General features: G+C 37.0%; 8 protein-coding genes. 3 read left to right on the top strand and 5 right to left on the bottom strand.

The window, feature by feature from the left end; genetic code table 11:
* Window position 1 precedes the first annotated feature (1 nt).
* Together PZ898_RS11385 and argS are read left to right on the top strand one after the other, a co-directional pair.
* On the top strand, window positions 2–1,366 hold the full coding sequence (locus PZ898_RS11385) for a SusD/RagB family nutrient-binding outer membrane lipoprotein (RefSeq protein ID WP_277695535.1): 1,365 nt from the start codon (window positions 2–4) through the stop codon (window positions 1,364–1,366).
* Between the two features lie 128 nt (window positions 1,367–1,494).
* A complete protein-coding gene (argS, locus tag PZ898_RS11380; RefSeq protein ID WP_062672545.1) occupies window positions 1,495–3,252 on the top strand; it encodes an arginine--tRNA ligase in 1,758 nt (585 codons plus the stop codon).
* A gap of 96 nt (window positions 3,253–3,348) precedes the next feature.
* On the opposite strand, the gene PZ898_RS11375 is transcribed toward argS, so the two are convergent.
* The 5 genes from PZ898_RS11375 to ccoN all read right to left on the bottom strand — a co-directional run bounded on the left by PZ898_RS11375 (window position 3,349) and on the right by ccoN (window position 15,129).
* On the bottom strand, window positions 3,349–4,290 hold the full coding sequence (locus PZ898_RS11375; protein WP_277695534.1) for a YihY/virulence factor BrkB family protein: 942 nt from the start codon (window positions 4,288–4,290) through the stop codon (window positions 3,349–3,351).
* A 1-nt stretch (window position 4,291) separates the two neighbouring features.
* Window positions 4,292–6,619 carry a BamA/TamA family outer membrane protein gene (locus PZ898_RS11370; RefSeq protein WP_123279141.1) on the bottom strand — a complete coding sequence of 776 codons (2,328 nt, stop codon included), beginning with the start codon at window positions 6,617–6,619 and terminating at the stop codon, window positions 4,292–4,294.
* Window positions 6,619–11,652: a translocation/assembly module TamB gene (locus tag PZ898_RS11365; RefSeq protein ID WP_277695533.1), complete on the bottom strand. Its 5,034-nt coding sequence runs from the start codon at window positions 11,650–11,652 to the stop codon at window positions 6,619–6,621. The genes PZ898_RS11370 and PZ898_RS11365 overlap by 1 nt, the downstream gene beginning before the upstream one ends.
* Window positions 11,653–11,942: 290 nt before the next feature.
* Window positions 11,943–12,830 carry a cbb3-type cytochrome c oxidase N-terminal domain-containing protein gene (locus tag PZ898_RS11360; RefSeq protein WP_062672552.1) on the bottom strand — a complete coding sequence of 296 codons (888 nt, stop codon included), beginning with the start codon at window positions 12,828–12,830 and terminating at the stop codon, window positions 11,943–11,945.
* 19 nt (window positions 12,831–12,849) lie between these two features.
* Entirely contained in the window at window positions 12,850–15,129 is a 2,280-nt protein-coding gene (gene ccoN / locus PZ898_RS11355; RefSeq protein WP_216443869.1) for a cytochrome-c oxidase, cbb3-type subunit I, read from the bottom strand.
* 184 nt (window positions 15,130–15,313) lie between these two features.
* Between ccoN and PZ898_RS11350 the strand changes: the two genes are divergently transcribed.
* A complete protein-coding gene (locus PZ898_RS11350; RefSeq protein WP_123279143.1) occupies window positions 15,314–15,607 on the top strand; it encodes a helix-turn-helix transcriptional regulator in 294 nt (97 codons plus the stop codon).
* Window positions 15,608–15,671: the final 64 nt, after the last annotated feature.

The raw sequence follows: 15,671 nt of genomic DNA, 5'->3' as shown, positions 1-15,671 counted from the left end.
TATGAAAAAAATAATATACATACCTATAATTATTGCCGGATCATTTCTCAATTCTTGTCAGCATGAGCTAGATACATTTAATGAAAATCCCAATAGTCCTACACAAGTTACATCTCCTAAAACTTTATTTACCGGTGCAGCAGTAGGAACAATTAATAATTCAACAGGTAACTTGACAAGACAAATAAGTTTGTTGACTCAGCAAACCAATGGTAATCTGTTTCAGTCATTAGATTATACCAATTATTTTTTAACAGAATTGGATAATGAAACAGATTGGTCTAATATTTATAAGACTGGAGTAAATCTTCATCAGATTATCACTCAGTTTGGGGATAAATATCCTTATTATTCAGGTATGGCTAAGATTTTATTAGCCTTAAATATGGGGTATGCTACTGATACATGGGGTGATGTACCTTTTTCAGAAGCGTTTCAAGGAGTCAATAATTTCTCTCCAAAGTATGATTCTCAGCAAAATGTCATTTCTCAGATTCAAAGTTATTTGGATAGTGCAATAATAGATTTATCAAAACCTGAAAATGCTAATTTAGGGTTACCGGCAGGTGATGATATCTTTTATGCAGGAAATATAGATAAATGGAAAAAATTAGCCTATGCCATTAAAGCAAGATATGCATTAAGACTAACTCAAAGAGAAGGAAGTACTGTAGCAGCTCAGAAGGCTTTAAACTACTTGCAAAACTCGTTTACTTCCAGTTCAGATAACTTGGTGGCTCGGTTTGATGGAGGAAATAATCAAAATCTTTGGTTTGCATTTAATAATCAAAGATCAGGTTATATGTCTATGGGAAAATATTTTATAGATCTGTTAAAGAATAGTAGTGATCCAAGGCTACCTCATTATGCAGGATTAGATGCATCCGGGGGATATTCTGGGTCAGCTCCGGAAGATAGTAACACAGATGCTTCTCCTTTTGGGAGTTACTTTGCAGGAAGTGCAAGTACATCGAATATAATATTTAGCTATAGTGAAATTAAATTCATAGAAGCAGAAGCACAATTCAGACTGGGAAATACTGTAGGTGCTCAAGCTGCCCTGAAAACTGCTGTAAGTGCATCTTTGATAGATGTTACTGGTACTGATAATCCTGTCTTTGCTACTACAGCTTCAGCTGCAGTAACATTACAGAATATTATTACTCAAAAATATTCTTCCCTGTTTACTACAATGGAACCTTATAATGATTGGAGACGTACAGGCTTCCCTGTATTAACGCCTAATCAGAATAGCCAATCTAAAAAGATACCTTTGAGGTTAATAACTCCTAAAGCTGAAAGAACATTAAATAATAACGCAGCAGTCGTGAGTGATGTAAGTATACCCGTTTGGTGGGATAACTAGGACCATTTAAATTTTTAAACCGCCTTCGGGCGGTTTTTTTATTTCCGTATATTTGTAACTCAGATTTTGAGCTGAAACACACTGTAAAAATGTTTCAGCGATAAGCATTAAAAAGAGAATTTAGAAACATGAATATTAAAGATATTATAGAACAAAAACTTTCGGAGGTCATTTTAAATGTATATCAGTTAAAAGACATCAAGCTGGAAGTTCAGGAAAATAAAACGGAATTTGAGGGTGATTTTACCATTGTTACTTTTCCGTTGGTAAAACAATTGAAGAAAAACCCTGAAAGCATTGGGGTTGAATTAGGTGAAGCTTTGACAGAAACGGATCTTTTTGAAAGCTTTAACGTAGTAAAAGGCTTCCTTAATGTGAAGGTGAAAAATCAATTGTTTGTGGATAACTTCAGATCTGTAAGCAAGAATTTCTCCACTATAGAAAAGAAAAATGCTACGGTAATGGTAGAATATTCTTCACCGAATACCAACAAACCATTGCACTTGGGACATATAAGAAATAATTTATTAGGATTTTCAGTTGCTCAAATTTTAAAAGAAGCTGGATATGATGTAATCAAAACTCAGATCATCAATGATAGAGGTATTCATATCTGTAAGTCTATGCTGGCTTGGGAGAAATTCGGGAAAGGAGAAACTCCTGAAACTACCAATACAAAAGGAGACAAATTTGTTGGAAACTACTATGTAGAATTTGACAAAAACTATAAAAAAGAAATTGCAGAGCTTGTAGAACAAGGGGTAGGAGAAGAGCAGGCTAAAAAGGACGCTCCGGTAATGAAGGAAGCTCAGAAGATGCTGTTGGATTGGGAAAATGGAGATGAAACAGTAAGAGCACTTTGGGCAGAAATGAACTCATGGGTTTACAAAGGATTCAATGAAACGTATAAGAGATTAGGTGTTGACTTTGACCAGGTTCAGTATGAAAGCAATACTTATATTTTAGGAAAAGATCTTATTCAGGCTGGGTTGGATAAAGGCGTTCTGTATCAGAAAGAAGACGGTTCTGTTTGGTGTGACCTTACAGATGAAGGGCTTGATCAGAAGCTGTTACTTCGTTCAGACGGTACTTCAGTCTATATGACTCAGGATCTTGGAACGGCAGTTGAGCGTTTTAAGCAAAATGATATTCAGAAACTGATCTATACTGTAGGAAACGAGCAGGATTATCATTTTCAGGTTTTATTTAAAATCCTGAAAAAATTAGGATATGAATGGGCAGATCAGTTGTTCCACCTTTCTTACGGAATGGTTGAATTGCCTGAAGGTAAAATGAAATCCCGTGAAGGAACTGTAGTAGATGCAGACGACCTGATGCAGGAAATGTATGAAACAGCAAAATCTAAAGCTCAGGAATTAGGAAAACTAGAAAACCTTTCGGAAGAAGATAAAGAAGTATCTTATGAAACGGTAGGACTAGGAGCATTGAAATATTTCATGCTTAAAGTAGATCCTAAGAAAAAAATGCTTTTCAACCCTGCAGAAAGTATTGATTTCAATGGAAATACAGGTCCGTTTATTCAGTATACCTATGCACGTATTCAGTCATTATTGTCAAAAGCAGGTGCTTTACAGTCTGAAACTGCTGATATTGAATTGAATCAATCTGAAAAAGAATTGATTATGCAGTTGACCAACTTTAAAACTGTAGTGGCTAAATCAGCGGAAACATTAAGCCCTGCTTTAGTTGCCAACTATGTTTATGACCTTGTGAAAGCATACAACTCTTTCTATCAGAATAATCCAATCCTGAATCAGGAAGATGAAAATGTAAAACAATTCCGTTTGAATATTTCAGATATCACAGCAAAGACGATCAAAAAATCTTTAGAATTGCTGGGAATCGGAACCGTAAACAGAATGTAAAAATAGAAAGCCTCCTGAATTTTTCCAGGAGGTTTTTTTATATCAATAATCACGTATCAGGAATATCTCAAAAATCTCGAAGCCCGCAACCCGAATCTACTTTTTATCATTACTTTCACCGTGCATCTGTTTCAAACTATCCGCATACAACTTAGCAGGAGTCCAACGTGCATGTTTGGAAAGAACTACTTTATATCCCTTTTTGTAAGTATATACTTTAGTAAATTCTGCGCCGAAGAATATTAGCATACAGGAATAATTGATCCACATCATGATCAGAATAACTGTTCCGGCAGCACCAAAGGCTGAAGTAGGTTTTACCTGATTGAAATAAAGACTTAATAAAAATTTTCCAAGGGTAAATAAAACAGTAGTTAGAAAAGCTCCTTTCCATACCGGTTTCCAGCTGACCAAAATATCAGGCAGAACTTTAAACATTAAAGCAAATAAGAGCATGACAAGTCCAAAGCCTACAGCGAAATTCACGGTTTCTACCAACATATAGGTTTCAAAACCAAAATATTGGGTGATAATCGCATTAAACAGACTGATCAGAGAAGATAAAATCATGGTAATCATCAGAAGAAATCCCAGGATAAGAATCATCCCTAAAGAATTGGCTCTGTCCAGTAAAAATTTGAGTAATGCTTTTTTGGGTGCAGCTTCTACTTCCCAAAGTGTATTTAATGAATGCTGAAGCTGAAAGAAGAGCGTAGTAGAACCGAAAACCAATGATCCGACTCCAACCGCCTTCATAAAAATATTCTTTTTATCAATAAGAGCACCAGCGAGCATACCTTCAATGCTTTTCGCTACATCCGGTCCCATAATACCACTGATCTGGCTACTGATTTGCCCACGAATAGCTTCTTCCCCAAAGAAATTTCCAAGAACCCAGATAATAATGATCAATAATCCCGGGATAGAAAAGATGGCATAATACGCAAGACTTGCTGAATCTTTTGATGCAGTAGAATTGTTCCATTCAGTGAATGTGTCTTTCAGAACTTCCCAGAAAAATTTAACAGTATTGATCATATTAAAATGGATATCCGATGGCAATATTTAAAACAAGATTATCTTTTCTCCAGCTTGAGTCTCCGAAATTGATTTTATCGAAGGCCCATCTGTCTCCTTTCTGATAGTAAGGAACTCTCAGTGGCATTGCAAGATCCAGTCTTAGAATCAGGATTGAAAAATCCAGTCTCAGACCTACTCCGGCACCCACCGCAATTTCATTTAAAAAGTCTTTTGAAAATTTAGCGCCCGGTCTGTCTTTGTCATCGTGAAGCAGCCAGATATTTCCGGCGTCTACAAAAACGGCAGCATTTAAAAATTTATAAAGATTGGCTCTGTACTCAGCATTTAATTCCAATTTGATATCTCCAGACTGGTCAAAATAAGTACCAGGCTCCAGAGTTCTCGGATCAAAACTTCCCGGGCCTAATGTTCTTGCGCGGAATGCTCTGATACTGTTGCTTCCTCCTGAGAAAAATTGTTTAGAGAAAGGAACAAATTCTGAATTTCCGTATGGATAGGCGATTCCTCCGATAAATCTTGTAGCCAATGAAGATTTTTCAGTGAACTTATGATAGAATCTGAAATCATTTTCCATCTTTACATACTGGCTGAAAGGAATACCAAATATTTTCTTTTCCTTATCTTTTTTTACATCTGCTCCTGTTACCAAACCTGTAATATTTCCTGCAAGATCAAGCGTCCCTTTATAATAAATGGTATTGGTCTTTGGCAGCATGGTATTGGTATAGGTATAAGAATACGTTGGTCCAAAAATTAGCTGTTTATCAACAATTCGCTGCATAGCTGGATTTTTGGAAGATTTAACTTTATATTCATCTGTAACATTTGCCGGAGATACCAATGTAATATCAATCACTTTCAGATCATGTTCTTTTCTCGCATTTTCTTTCCATAGATATCCGAATGATCCGGTGAAGTTATTTAAGGTATAATATTTTGTTCTGTTCTGGAATTCATAGCCCAAAGTAATATTCGTTCTCGGAACAAACTCACTTGAAGAATGAAAACGGAAAGGTGCCACAATTCTTGGAATGGAAAGTTGTGCATTCGCTCCAGCACGGAAAATATTATTGGCATCCTGAGCACCTCCCATCTGGAAATCAAAAGCTCCGAAGATCGCTGCTTTGAATTGTTCTGCGCCTCTGAAGAAGTTTCGGTGGGTCCAGTTCAGATTCAGCTCACTACCTGCATAGTTGGCAGAATTGGTTCTTCCCAATGCTTCCAGACGAAGCGACTGGATTTGTCTTGGCGTTAATAAATAATACGCATCAAACTTATGACTTAACGAATCCGATACAATGAATTCATTTTTTACAAACTTGAAAACACCAAGGCTGATCAGTCGGTTTAGCGTAAGATTGTGATTGGAACGGTTGTACAGATCACCTTTTTTGAAATATAATGCTCTGTCAAAAATTTTCGGTTTGAATTTATGCTGAGGATCAATAACGTAAATATCATCAAAAGCATATTTGGAAAGAGAATCTTTATCCATTGGGATACTGTATTTTCCCTCTTTTACATCCTGGATATTATAATTAGGAAATACAATAACGTTATTAATGCTGAATTGCTGCGTTGCTAAATCCGGAGTATTGTCTTTCAGTTTTACGTTAAGCTCTACCTTATGATCTTTGCTTACTGTACTGTCTGCCTGCACGATAATATTATCAGGATGGAAGTAATAAAAACCTCTTTCCTTTAAACCATTATCAATTCTTTCTCTTTCTGCTTTGATGACATCAAGATCAAATGGTCTTCCGTTTTTAAGTAACGTTCTTTTTGTTAGACCCTGAATTTCCTGGTTCACCAATGTAGAATCCTTCTGAAACTTTACACCGTCAATCAGATATCTGGAACCAGGTCTTAAGGTATAAATAACCTGAGCTTTTTTATTTTTTGAAACCGTATCATAAGAAGCCTTAGCATTGAAATAGCCTTTGTTTTCAGAATAATTTTCAATGATATTTTTGTTGAACTCACGGTCTACATCACCTAACAATACGGGTTTTTCACCTATCTTATATTTAAGCCAGTAGTTAAAACCTTTATCCTTTTTAGGCTCTTTAGCAATATTATAAAAATAAAGTTTAGGACGCATCCCCAAAAATGTAGAATTGGGTTTTGGCGTAAGGCTCTCTTCCAGTGCCGTCTGAAGATCTTTTTTTTCTTTTTTGGAAATTGTGTCGTTTTCAATCTTTACTTTGGCGCCTGTGTAGAGCATCTGGCCTTCTTTCAAAAACCTGGTATTGCTACACGAGACTACTGTGGATGCCATTCCGGAAACCAACAGATACTTACAATATATATGGAACTTATTACTCATTATTTAAATTCTACCACTTGGTTATTTTGATTTTTTTTCGGTTTCTTCTCTTTAGATTTCTGAAAAATCTCCCGGAACTTGTCATAATCCAATGTAATAATAAATCCGACGCCGGTCTCTATGATCTGTCCTTGAAGAGCTACCTGATATTCATCTTTACGGTAAGCACGAAGCATATACCTTCCGTCTTTGGAAAGGCTGTAATCTACAGAAACATTCCCTGCAATATTCGTCATGTTTTCATTCTGACGAGCCTGGCCTTCCAGTCCGAAATTACTTCCTACCGTCACTTTCAGGCGATCGTTCAATAATTTTTTGCTGATATCTACATTCAGATCGGTTCTGGTATTTTTCTCTCCAGTGGAATAATCTTCCGTAGAATCAAGACCGAAGTTAAGATCTACTCCTTTAATCAGTCCGGAAGCAAGGTTATTCAGCTGTTGAGAAAGAATTTTACTTACACTCTGTCTTGCCATAGTCTCCGCAGACATTCCGGCACCGCTTTCAAATGGATTTTCCCCGATAAAACGGTTCAGAAGCAATAAGGCAAATACCTGTTTGTTCATTTCAGACTCCTGGGTTCTGAGCTGGGCAAGTTTCTGATCGACAACATCTTTTACATTCGTGGATACGGAATTATTCTTTTCTTCCGTAGTAATGTCAAACGTAAGCTGAGGTTTCAGAAGCTCTCCTTTCATTTTCAATAAAGCATTGAATGGTATTCTCTGTTTAAATTGATTCATGAGAGAAGTTCCGCCATTATCTGTGCCCACCTGTTGTTCTACAAGATCAATAGGTGCTGCTTCCGTTTTATAAACTGCTGTAATATCCATTTGGGCCATCGTTGGCTCACCAGTCCAGGTGATCGTACTGCCTTTCTGAATATCGAATTTACGTTTAAGCAAACTTACAGAAAGATCGTAGCTTCCTTTTTCAACTTCATAAACGCCTACTAATGTCATTTTTCCTGAAGGATCAATTCCACCGGTCAATTCTGCTTCTCCCTGAAGTTTGACAAAATCACCGTTTACTTTATCAATAATAATAGAAAGTTTGGCTTCTCTGCTGACTTCAATGTTGACATTCACATCCATTCCTTTGATGCGGCTTTTGGAGTCAAGAGAATCTGCTTTAATTGTTTTATTTAAAACTACCTGATCCTGATCCACAAATTCTACAATTCCATCTCTTTCCTGTAAAGATGGGGAAGATTGAGGAAGTACGAACGTGAAGTCTGTGTTGTCTGCCACATTCAGTTTTCCGTCTACTTTAGGGAGATCCAGATTTCCACGGATATGAAGGCCGGCATCAATAGCCAGAATACCATACATCATCGCGTCATTGGTCTTTTCTGAATTGACAACTTTAAAGTCTTTGGCATTTACATCCAGATTAAAAGCGAAATCTCTGTACGTTTGGGTAAGAACCTGCCCGTCCACAACAAGAGCATTTCCGTCTTTATCTTTGACCTTGAATTGATCAAACTCAATTCCACGGCTGGTAAAATCTATTTCATCACTCAGATGTCTGAAATCACTTCCTGTTTTGGCAATTTCCAGCCCTGCATCATTGAATTTTACTTTTCCTAAAATATTTGGTTTATCTGTAGTTCCGGTGATCTTTAAGTTTCCTGATAGATAACCTTCCGTATTGGTAATGGCATTCATAGAAAACCCTTGGATACTCTTCATCTGAAGCTGGTTGATCGCCATATTCAGGTCGAAAGTACTGGACGAAGTATTGTAATCTCCAAGGATTTTTACGTCATTGTTATTTCCGGAAAGAGCAATATCTGCATTTAAAATCTTCGGTGAGGCATTATTCACTTTTACCGCAAGATTTCCGACAGGACTTCCATACACAATTAAGTCCGAAATATTCAGGTCGGAAGTGAATGTCATATTTCTAGTAACATCACGAAGCTGCGCTGTTCCGTTAATGGTTCCTCTTGCCAGAACCGTATCTTTTTTAATCAGTTCCGTAATGGTTTCGATTTTAAAATCTTTCAACGAAATATTCAAAGGACTGCTTGGATTACTGCTTTCAGACTGAACCGCAATTTGGCTGTTTCCATTGGAGAGAATGAAGTTATCTGCCAGAATACCTTTGTTGCTGAGCTGGATTTTATTATTCTCTGCAACATTCCAATCTGTATAATTCAGTTTCAATCCGTTCGGGTTCAGAGATATTTCAGTAATATCATTCAACGATTTTGCACTTCCTGCAATCAGGAACTGGGTAGCATCTTTTTCGTCTTTTGTGGTGACGTTGTATCGGATGGTATTGTCTGCAACATCCCCGTCAATATTGATTTTGTTTAAAGAAAAACTTGAGCTTTTCAAGGCAGCAACATTCAGGCTGTATTGTAATGCCTGATTTTCATTCGTTACTTTTAAAGCCCCTTTTTCAATGGTATTTTCACCATATAATAATCGTGGAATTTGTCCGTCAATTTCAATTTTCTGAGAATCTGCATCATAATTCCCGACAATATTGATGGTTTCAAAATCTTTCAGATCCGGCACAAACTTTCTGATCAGATCATCATTTTTAATTTTTGCTGTAAAAGTAAAATATTGCCCAGGATCAATTTTCTGTTTTTTATCCGGTTTCTGGAACTGGTAATACTGATTCACGGTTTTCGTTAAAGCACCAAAAATCTGAGTCAATTTATATTTGCCTTTCAACTCCACATCTGCAATCTGAGAATTGAAAATGATCTGAGTAGAATCTGTAGTAGAGGAAGCTTTCAGATTGACTTCCTGTACGGGATAAACCTCTTTGGTATCTGAGAAAGCAAAATCTTGAAGGTTTAAATATCCATTCAGATTATTGGGATCTAAGCTGGTGAAATCTCCATCAATTTTTCCGGCAATAATCATCGGTTTTTCATAGATGCCAAGTTTGTTGACATCCAGTTTGATAACTTCTCCATTCACTTTTACCGTAGGATTTTTTTCATCATAAACGCCCGAAGCGGTCAATTGTAAACTGGCATTCGGGTCTTTTGAATCCAAAATCACATGATAAGCTCCTTTTTTGATCTTTCCGGTAAGGTTCATATTTTGATAACGATATCCTTTGTAAACTGCGGAAGCAACATGACCTTTTAAGTCTGCATTGGCATTTTTAAAATCAAAGCTTTCTCCTTTCGCAGCAATTTGGGCTGTGAGAGGACCAATATCTTTATTCTGAATAATTTTTCCAACCTGTATACCCTGAAGATTGGCTTTTACATCATACAATTCATGATTTTTTCTTCGCATGTCTACCTGTGCGATGATCGCAGCGTTCCCCAAAGTAGAGTAGAGGTTGAGATCTGTATTCACTACTTTCGTTGTTCCTTTCGCATTTCCTTTAATGCTGAAATGGGAAGGAAGGGAAATATTGGAAGGAATTGTATTTTTAGGGATAAGATTAAATATCGTTTTGGCATTGGAAGAAAATTCCCCGATTCTCAGATCATAATACAACTGATCTGGGTTCATTGCATTTTTGATCTTTCCAGAAGCCATTACCCTTAGCTGATCAAGCCCGGAAACTTTAAGATCCTGAATTAGAAGATCATTAACACTTCCTTTTACATTTGCATTGACATTGAGAATAGCGTTCGGATATTTGTTGAACGGAACCGTATTTTTTAAAGTCGGAGCCAGATTCAGAATGTCAGAAAACCCTATTTTTGAATCTTTAATATTGGCTGAAATCTTGACTGCACCTAAGTTTTTGCTAAGTTGATCAATGGAGTTATAGTTTAAAATAACCTCATCACGCAATAGCGTTTTAGGAGTTTGAAGATAAAGATCTTTGAGATAGGCTTCTTTTTCTGCGTACACAAAATCCGTATTGAATTTCTGGATATCCAGTCCTTTGCCTTCTTTGATTTCTGCCGAATTCACGGTTCCTGCAAAGGTATTGTTCTCCATTTTGAAGCTTCTTACCTCAACATTCATTTTTGAAAAATTGAGGTGATTGAAGTCCATTCCCTGTTTAGTTGGAGCAATGGCAGTATTGTTATAATTGACTTTTACATCGTTCAAAACAAGTTTTCCTAAGAGAAGTTTCATGGCTTTATCCTTATCAGAGGTTTTGGAAACTTCAGGTTCTTTTGTTGTTTTAGGATTGGCATTCTGAGCCGGAAGATAAAGGTTGGCATTAATATCTGCGCCGGAAAGGAATACATTGGCTACATTGTAAGCATTGTTTTCAAGATCCAGTTTATTGACCTTTGTACTCAGTTCTTTGAAGATAACTTTTGCAAATGTTTTGGTATTTTCATCACCGTAATCAATGTCGAAATGAGTAAGTTTTATTCCTCTTAAGCCAATATTCATAGGCTTCTTTTCATTGAGGGAATCTACTTTTTTCTCTACCTTTTCTGCAACTTCTTCTACCAGTCCCTGCTTTAACTTTAATTTTAATCCGTCAAGGTTGATATCATTAACGGCATATTTGTTTTTGCTGAGATCAAAAGTTTTGACTCTGGTATCAAACGATTTAAAATAAAGTTGAATATCATTCTTAGATTGCTGGTCGTTAAATGTTACCCCAACATCTTTTAAATTGATTTTATCAAGAGAAATGATAAATGGCTTAGAAGGACTTTCTTCCTTATCACTGGACGCAAAAGCATCAATAATATAATCAAAATTGAATTTACCATCCGGTTTCCGTACTACATTAGCACGTGCACCTTCCATATTGACTGAAGTAATATCTGCTGTAGAATTAAGAAGCTTCATCATGTGCAGTCCTACATCCAGCTTTTTGACGGCCAGAAGAGTGTCTACATCCTGTCCTTTGAGGTAGAGGTTTTCCATGACAAGGCTGTTGGGAAATCCTATGTAAACCCTTTCAAGGCTTACAGGAGTTTTGATTTTTTTCTCCAGATAAACAATGAGCTTGTCTTTGATGAAATTTTGGACGGCAGGAAGCCTTAAGCTTAGGATCAACAGGGTAAGAAGAACCAATATTGAAATAAAGGTTATTGCAATACGCCTTAAAAGTTTGGTGGTGTTGATTTTCAGTTTCAAATGCGATGAGGTTTCTAACAAAGATAATAATACTATTTTATTTGGTCTTTGTTGTGGTACCCTTTGCGAATGCAAAAATCCTGCCTTGGCTGTCTTTTTATGGAATTTCTAGTTTGTAGTTGTCAAGTGAATAGTTGAGTAAGACAGCCAAAGTTAGGATTGTTATTTGTAAAAAACGCCCCCTTTTATCATTTTTTTAATGTTGAAAAGGTTAGTTAGCAAAAATGAAATTCAAATGTTAGTAGTGTTGAAGGGGGCGTGGCATGGTTTATATGATAGATAATAATAATTTAGTTGTTTCCGTTTTCCCATTTCACTTCTTCCCCCTGAGGAGCGGCACCGCCTTGTGCTGTAGTGATAGGAGCAGTTTCCTGGTTGATGTGATAAATATAAGCGGCAATCTTTTCAGCATCTCTTCCGGTAATGGTTCCTTCCTTGATGAAAGGTCTCATGGTAGGGTTATTTGGTGAGCCGTTTTCAAGCATCCAGAATACATTTTTAAATAAGCTTTTTTCTTTAATATTAATCCAGTGGGTATCGGTAAGGTTAGGACCTATACCACCTTTTCCTCCGTCACCGTGGCATGTAACGCAATTTGTTTTAAACAATTCTTGTCCTTCTGCAATATTATCAGCACTGTATTTCGCAGATTCCAGATTGATCTGAGGTGCAGTTTTCTCATACTCAGCAATGGAAGCTAACATCGTTTTTGTCTCTTTGGTGTATTCTGCTTCCGGATGAGCATAATCTGTGAAAGAAAAAGCAAACAGGTACACGGCACAGAAAATACATCCGAACCAGAACAGACCGATCCACCATTTCGGAAGGGAGTTGTCAAGTTCTGTAATGCCATCAAAACCATGGTCGATAAGAATATCTTTTTCTTCCGTAGCGGTTTGTTTTTTGAAGGCTGAATTCCATAATTTCTGGTAATAAGGAACTTTCTTTTCTTCCAGATATTGTTTCTTTTCTTCCTCGGATAATCTGTTGAAACTTTCATTTTCTACCAGGTCTCCAATAGAGTTCATAATCAGCAATAGGATAGTGGCAATTAATATCAGCGCCCAGAAAAAAGGAGAAGAAAAATATCCTGAATCTCCGGCGAACATTTCAAAGGCCATGATCGTTAAACCTATCGTAGTTGCGATATATATTGAAATGGGGGTTCTCGTTTTCATTGCAGTTTAATTTTAAATGTTACTCTACGCTTGCGGTTTGTACCTGTGTTGTTTTAATGTCTGTACCTAATCTTTGCAGGTAAGCAATCATTGCCACAATTTCTCTTTGTTCAAGTGGTACATAGGTGGATCCTTTTGCTGTTTTTTCTTTTACCATCTGATCTTTTACATCTGTTGCTTCTGCGTAAATTCTCTGTACAATTGCTTTTGACTGGTTATCCGCCCATTGGTTAGCAGAATCAATCTGAGCTTTTGTATAAGGGACACCGAAGGCATTTTTCATCAGTTTCATTTTGTCCACCATTTGGGTTTTGTCCAGCTTATTGGTGATTAACCATGGGAAACGAGGCATAATAGAACCTGCAGAAGTAATTCTTGGGTTATACATATGTTTGAAGTGCCATGAATCCGGGTTTCTTCCTCCTTCTCTGTGAAGATCCGGTCCTGTTCTTTTAGATCCCCATAAGAATGGTCTGTCGTATACGAATTCTCCCGCTTTGGAATACTGTCCGTTTTTTCCTTCAAATCTTACAACCTCATCACGGAACGGTCTGATCATTTGTGAGTGGCATGAGTTACATCCCTCGCGGATATATAAATCTCTTCCTTCCAGTTCTAATGGTGTATAAGGTTTTACTGCGGTAATTGTCGGAACACTCTGCTTCAGTGACAGGGTAGGAACAATTTCCACCAATCCACCAATTGCTATAGTGATGAAAGCTAATACAGAAAGGAGAGTAGGCGTTCTTTCCAACCAAAGGTGTACGCCTTCGCCTTCTTTTCTTGTGCTTCCAATGTTGGCTAATGCCGGTGCTTCTGCAGGAACGTTTTTCTGGAATGAACCAGCTTTAATTGTTTTGATAACATTAACTACCATTAAAATTGCCCCAGATAAATAAAGAACACCTCCAAGGAATCTCATTTTAAAGTATGGAATAATTGCAGTTACTGTATCCAGCCAGTTTTTCCATAATAAAGTTCCGTCTGGATTGAATTGCTTCCACATTAATCCCTGTGTAAATCCTGAAATATACATAGGTACTGCATAGAAGATGATCCCTAAAGTTCCTAACCAGAAGTGCCAGTTGGCTAATTTTTTAGACCAAAGGGATGTTCTCCACATGATCGGAACCAGATAATATACCACTCCGAATGCCATGAAACCATTCCATCCAAGAGCTCCTAAGTGTACGTGGCCGATAACCCAGTCGGTATAGTGACCTATTTTATTTAATGATTTTGTTGCTAATAAAGGTCCTTCGAAAGTAGCCATACCATAACATGTAACTGCTACTACAAAGAATTTAAGAATCGGATTTTCTCTTACTTTATCCCAGGCTCCTCTTAATGTTAGAAGACCATTCAGCATTCCTCCCCATGATGGAGCTATCAGCATTATAGAGAATCCTGTTCCTACCGCCTGAGCCCATGCCGGTAAAGCTGTATATTGCAGGTGGTGAGGCCCGGCCCAAAGATATACGAAGATCAACGACCAGAAGTGAATAATGGATAATTTGTATGAGAAGACCGGTCGTTGAGCTGCTTTTGGCATAAAGTAATACATCAGACCTAATACAGGGGTGGTTAATACGAATGCTACCGCATTGTGCCCATACCACCATTGTACTAATGCATCTTTTACACCTGCATATACAGAATAAGATTTCCAGCTTGTGAAAGATAACGGAACTTCAAGATTATTGAAGATGTGAAGCATTGCCACAGCAATCCAGGTTGCCAGATAGAACCAGATCGCCACATATAAATGTCTTACTCTTCTCTTAGCAATAGTTCCGAACATATTGATTCCGAAAATGATCCATGAGAATGCAATTAAGATATCGATTGGCCATTCATGTTCGGCATATTCTTTAGAAGTATTGATTCCCATAAGGAAAGTAATAACAACGCTCACAATCATCAACTGCCATGACCAGAAGTGAATCCATGAAAGGGTATCACTGTACATTCTGGTTTTAAGAAGTCTCTGCATACTGTAGTAAGCACCGCAGAAAAAAGAGTTACATACGAAAGCAAAAATTACAGCGCTGGTATGAAGCATTCTGATTCTTCCGAAGCCCATGGCTCCCTGAGTATTGATCAGCCCCTGAATATTACCCGAAGCTAAGCTTTTAATAGTTGTATCATCCGTACCGAATAAAAATTCAGGTAATTCAGGATAAAAAAGCATCAATGCAGCTGTAAGCCCCAGCAGAAATCCTACAAGTCCGAATGCGATAGTCGCATAGAGGAATGCTCTGACAATATTATTGTCATAATTAAATTTTTGCGTCTCCATAAATTCCAATAGTGTTTACCGAAGTGATATTTTCTCTGAAAAAAGGCGTATTTTTAAGTCTTTTTTATGCTGAAAATAAATATCATGTAACGTGTGTAATGTTTTGCCAAAGGTATTTATTAACTTTGTTAGAGGCTAATAGCTAATCTTCTAAAATATACCGAAAACTACTAAAACAAAAACGATGAAAGTATGTGGACAAAATATCAGGAAAATACGTAGGAGCAGAGATCTTACGCAGGAGTACATGGCCTTTGAAATGGGCATTTCCCAAAAGGCATATTCCGATATTGAGAATTCCAAGGTGAAGATCAACCTGGAGATACTGACTAAAATATCCGATATTTTAGACATCAAACCATCAGACATCTGTAGTATTTCGCATAAGTGTGGAAATGATGAATATGAAGATAAATACCAAAACCTTTTGGAATACATGAAAAAGAATAATATTTCTGTTCCGAAAGAATTTTTATAGCCTATAAGAATTTCACTTTTACTTACATATTAACTATCATAGAATAATGATCTCCCCGGACAGA

The organism is Chryseobacterium sp. WX (assembly GCF_029542485.1).
GTDB lineage: Bacteria > Bacteroidota > Bacteroidia > Flavobacteriales > Weeksellaceae > Chryseobacterium > Chryseobacterium cucumeris.
This window is presented reverse-complemented; position numbering and strand designations above follow the sequence as displayed.

Excerpts from the sequence above, each read along its gene's own strand:
- PZ898_RS11370 (WP_123279141.1), bottom strand. The coding sequence starts at position 6,619 with ATGAGTAATAAGTTCCATATATATTGTAAGTATCTGTTGGTTTCCGGA.
- PZ898_RS11350 (WP_123279143.1), top strand. The coding sequence starts at position 15,314 with ATGAAAGTATGTGGACAAAATATCAGGAAAATACGTAGGAGCAGAGAT.
- PZ898_RS11375 (WP_277695534.1), bottom strand. The coding sequence starts at position 4,290 with ATGATCAATACTGTTAAATTTTTCTGGGAAGTTCTGAAAGACACATTC.
- PZ898_RS11360 (WP_062672552.1), bottom strand. The coding sequence starts at position 12,830 with ATGAAAACGAGAACCCCCATTTCAATATATATCGCAACTACGATAGGT.
- ccoN (WP_216443869.1), bottom strand. The coding sequence starts at position 15,129 with ATGGAGACGCAAAAATTTAATTATGACAATAATATTGTCAGAGCATTC.
- PZ898_RS11385 (WP_277695535.1), top strand. The coding sequence starts at position 2 with ATGAAAAAAATAATATACATACCTATAATTATTGCCGGATCATTTCTC.
- argS (WP_062672545.1), top strand. The coding sequence starts at position 1,495 with ATGAATATTAAAGATATTATAGAACAAAAACTTTCGGAGGTCATTTTA.